Below are 3780 nucleotides of genomic sequence, written 5' to 3'. Positions count from 1 at the left end.
CCGGCTCTTTTTGCCCATCCATCCCGGCGATTTACATCCTGAATGCCTTCCCGGTTAAATATTCTGCAGTATGTAAAGTGCGGATTATCTCTCTTCTGTCCATCAGTCCTGTGGCGATATTCGCAAGCCTTTGGTCATCCCTTTTGGCAGCGCTTTCAAAACGGGCCTTGGCGGAAAAATATTCTAAGCCCATGCCGCACAATCAATTAAGAAGGGTATCTCCCCCGCGCTCTGCCGCTTTGCTGATGCAAGCAATCGCCTTTACTCCTCAGTCCTTTACGCAGCGTAAATGTCCGCAGCTTCTCGTAGGTTAAAACACGTGACGGCGATGGCTGCTAAAGATGTGCTTCATAAGACAGTCCCTTTACAGAATGGCTTAGTTTTGTGCTGCACAACCCTGTTAAATAATTGAGCACCAGGCAAGCGCTTTCATTCGACTCCTGATAAACAGGCAGGCATCAGGGCCTGACAGAAGCGTTCCGCTGTAAAAGATCCGCTTCCTGAATAAGGGCCTGAAGCAGCAATAAACCGGGATTAATAAGTCCAGCTTATAAAGGCATTACTGCCTCTTAACTGGTTTCAACTTTGCTCAGATGTCATCATCTTTCCCACGCATTTTACTGTGCCCGTTAACTCCCCAGCCTTTTTAATAAAGGCCCGCTTTCTCACAGGTAAATTTTAGATTTTCCGTTACAGAACATGAGGTAAGGATGTATGTCGGTTCATCTGCAGAACAATACTCAACAGGCTGTTAAAGCAGAGGCGCACTGGGGAGGCGTAATGGCCATGACCCTGTGCGTTTTTGCGCTGATATCGTCAGAATTTATGCCGGTGAGCCTTCTGACGCCGGTATCACAAGACCTGGGTATCAGCGAAGGTATGGCTGGTCAGGGCATCACCGTTTCAGGTTTTTTTGCGGTGATCACCAGCCTGTTTATTTTGGCCGTGGCAGGTTCTTTTAACCGCAAGCCTATCCTGCTGGGCATGACCGGGCTGATGGCGCTTTCCGGCCTGATTATCGGGCTGGCACCCAACTATGCTGTTTATATGTTTGGGCGCGTGCTGATCGGCATCGCTATTGGGGGCTTTTGGTCTCTGTCGGCCGCTACCGCTACCCGCCTGGTACCGGAGCAGCACGTTACGCGCGCGCTGGCCATTTTTAACGGTGGCAATGCGCTGGCAACCGTGGTGGCTGCGCCGCTCGGCAGCTATCTTGGCTCGGTAATCGGCTGGCGAGGGGCATTTTTAAGCCTTGTTCCCGTGGCGGTGCTGGCTTTTCTCTGGCAGAGGCTCAGCCTGCCCTCCCTGCGCGCAAATAAATCTGACCGGCACAAAAACGTTCTGTTTCTGCTTAAGCGCCCGCTGGTAGCCATGGGGATAGCTGGCTGTGGCTTGTTCTTTATGGGGCAATTCACATTATTTACCTATTTACGTCCCTTTCTCGAAAGCGTCACCCGAGTAGACATCTCCACGCTGTCACTCATCCTGTTGGCGATGGGTATTGCCGGTTTTATGGGCACGCTGGTTATCGGGTTTTTCCTCAAAAAAGGGTTTTATCAGACGCTGTTTCTGATCCCGATTTTTATGGCGGCGATCGCCAGCACTCTGATGGGGTACGGACACAATACGGCGGTTGTCGCGGTGTTGTTAGCGTTATGGGGATTGGTCGCTACTGCGGCTCCCGTAGGATGGTGGAGCTGGATAGCCAGAACCTTGCCAGCCGATGCTGAGGCAGGCGGCGGATTGATGGTGGCGGTAGTGCAGATGTGTATAGCGCTCGGTTCAGTCGCGGGCGGCCTGGCTTTTGACCACAGCGGATACCGTGCCACCTTCGCGATCGCCGCGCTTTTGTTAATTGTTGCTGCTCTGCTGACTTTCCTGACATCGAAACTCAAACCACAACATATCAGTTAAGCCGGCTTAATCGTCAATCAGGCTGGAAAGTAATAAGCTGTAGATTCCCCGGCATGTTTATTGTGGGTGCGGCCGTCCCTTGCAACGGTCGGCAGGCAGCAGAAATAAGCAGCGGCCGTCAAAAACGGCTCGAGCGCTCAGCTTGATAATTGCCTTTTTTGCCGCTAACGGGCTGGAATTACGCCCCGAACAGAGACGCATCCGGCAAAAAACGACCGGCGGCTCATGGCTGGGATAGCCTCATCTTCACCGCTCGTTATTATGTTAATAAAGCATTCCGGAGCTGTTCAATGAAGAGAAACCTTAACGACCTTCTGTCATTTATCGTCGTTGCCCGGGAGGGAAGCTTTACCCGGGCTGCAGCGCAGATGGGTGTTACCCAGCCAGCCTTAAGCCAGGCCATTACCGGCCTGGAGTCCCGCATGAAAATAAGGCTGCTGACGCGGACTACCCGCAGCGTTTCGTTGACCGCTGCCGGCGAGAGGCTCCTGCAGGCGATAGGCCACAAGTTCGATGAAATCGAAACCGAGCTGGATTTACTGACCGAGCTACGGGATAAACCGGCGGGCACGGTGCGGATCACCTGTGGACCGCACGTTCTGAACACCCTGCTGCTGCCCAGGCTTTCTCCGCTGCTGCATACCTACCCTGATTTAAACCTTGAGTTTGATGCCAACCACGGCTTTCGTAACATCGTTAACGATAAATTTGATGCCGGTGTCAGGCTGGGCGACACCATCGATAAAGACATGATTGCCCTGCCCATCAGCCCGCCTCTGCGGATGGCAGCGGTGGCATCACCCGCTTATTTTGCCGCCATGGGGATCCCGGATTCGCCCAAACAGCTGGTCAGCCACCGCTGCATTAATATGCGGATGGCTACCTCCGGCGGCCTTTACGTTTGGGAATTTGAAAAAGCGCATAAGGCGCTGAATGTACGTGTAAGCGGTCAGCTGGTCTTTAATACCTCTGCTCCTGTGGTAGATGCCGCGCTCGCCGGGCATGGGATCGCTTTTCTTCCCGAGGAAGAATTTGGCAACAGCATTGAAGAAGGCAAGCTGATCCGCGTTCTGGAGGAATGGTGTCCGCCTTTCCCAGGTTACTTCCTGTATTACCCGAGCCGCAAGCAACCTTCTGCGGTCTTCTCCCTGGTAGTAGAAGCGCTGCGCATGAAATAGCTGATATCAGGTACTGTTTTAAAATGGAGAGTGACGCCCGCTTCCATCGGCTTATAACGCTGGCACTCAGGCAATCCCGGAATGCTTGCAGAGAAAAGGAGATGCGGGATGCCTGGCGAAACCGGATAGAAGATGAAATTTACTGACGTGACCCTCTATGCGAAGGGTATTCCTTGTCCCTCTGGACGCACAAACGACGTTTCATCATTCTGAGGATTTTTTATTGCCGGGAAAGTTCTGAGCGCGAGAAACCGACTCTGGCCGACCCTTTATTCAGTCAGGGTTATCGCCTTCTAAGTTGAAGCTACCTGATGGCGGAGTACGGCACTATAGGCAATGGTACTCGACTAAACCGTTACGCGCAGTCGGCTATCTTAATCACGTAACGGTAGCATGGTAGGCTCGAAAAACTGATATGAACCATCGCGTCGTGCTTTCGCCTGGTACATGGCTACATCGGCATTTTCAAATAAAATCTTAGCCGATACCGTCCCGAACCGCGCGAGGCTAATACCAATAGCCGCCCCGATTCGCACGTCTGCGTTGTTGAGCGTAAAAGGCGCTTTCAGGCTGTCAACGAGGCGCTGAGCGATGGTCGACGCCGCCTTACGATCACTGCATTTTGCTGCCACCTCAAACTCGTCCCCGCCCAGGCGTGCCACCGAGTCACCCGGCCGCATGCAGCGCT

At 53.1% G+C, this 3780-nt stretch carries 4 protein-coding genes; 3 read left to right on the top strand and 1 reads right to left on the bottom strand.

Annotation, left to right across the window (positions count from 1 at the left end; all coding sequences use genetic code 11):
* The 3 genes from RTK32_RS20000 to RTK32_RS19990 all read left to right on the top strand — a co-directional run.
* The coding region (locus RTK32_RS20000; RefSeq protein WP_312047009.1) for a hypothetical protein at window positions 1-314 on the top strand (314 nt) is incomplete at its 5' end.
* Window positions 315-714: 400 nt separating this feature from the next.
* The gene (locus RTK32_RS19995; protein ID WP_312047007.1) at window positions 715-1914 is read left to right on the top strand and encodes an MFS transporter; all 1200 of its coding nucleotides are present in this window, start codon (window positions 715-717) and stop codon (window positions 1912-1914) included.
* A gap of 290 nt (window positions 1915-2204) precedes the next feature.
* Window positions 2205-3092, top strand: a complete 888-nt coding sequence (locus tag RTK32_RS19990) for a LysR family transcriptional regulator (protein ID WP_312047005.1) — start codon at window positions 2205-2207, stop codon at window positions 3090-3092.
* A 374-nt stretch (window positions 3093-3466) separates the two neighbouring features.
* Here the strand turns inward: RTK32_RS19990 and RTK32_RS19985 are convergent.
* A partial coding sequence (locus tag RTK32_RS19985; RefSeq protein WP_312047003.1) for a GGDEF domain-containing protein occupies window positions 3467-3780 on the bottom strand: 314 nt, incomplete at its 5' end.

Origin of the sequence: Erwinia sp. (assembly GCF_031978025.1) — a bacterium.
Lineage (GTDB): Bacteria > Pseudomonadota > Gammaproteobacteria > Enterobacterales > Enterobacteriaceae > Erwinia.
Note: the sequence above shows the minus strand (reverse complement) of the source record. Positions and strands in the feature narration are given on the sequence as shown.

What these genes read in the sequence shown, in the direction of transcription:
- RTK32_RS19995 (WP_312047007.1), top strand. Translation starts at nt 715, where the DNA reads ATGTCGGTTCATCTGCAGAACAATACTCAACAGGCTGTTAAAGCAGAG.
- RTK32_RS19990 (WP_312047005.1), top strand. Translation starts at nt 2,205, where the DNA reads ATGAAGAGAAACCTTAACGACCTTCTGTCATTTATCGTCGTTGCCCGG.